1 pseudogene is annotated in these 325 nt (G+C 69.8%); it reads left to right on the plus strand.

What is annotated here, in order from left to right:
* Positions 1 to 271: pseudogene (locus E3U55_RS17155) on the plus strand (hypothetical protein); the annotation flags it as partial.
* Between the last annotated feature and the right edge of the window lie 54 nt (positions 272 to 325).

Consider the following 325-nt stretch of genomic DNA (forward strand, 5'->3'; position numbering starts at 1 on the left):
GAGTGAACAGGTGATGGCACTGATCCGCGAGATCGCCGCCGACGAGGGACTCACCGTCGTGTGCAGCCTGCACCAGGTCGACCTCGCGATCAGCTGGGCCGACCGCATCGTCGGACTCCGCCACGGCGAGGTCGTGCTCGACACCCCGACCGGCGACCTCACCAAGGCCCAGGTCATGGAGATCTATGGCCGCGTCGCCACCACGACCGCCGAGATCCGTGCCGTCCAGGAAGAACTCGTCGAAGCGGCGGCGCAGGTGGCGGCATCATGACGGCTCTCGACGCGTCGACGGGCTCCTCGACGCGGGGCGGCGGCGCGGCTCCTC

The organism is Filobacillus milosensis (assembly GCF_004402015.1).
In the GTDB taxonomy this organism is placed as follows: domain Bacteria; phylum Bacillota; class Bacilli; order Bacillales; family Alkalibacillaceae; genus Filobacillus; species Filobacillus milosensis.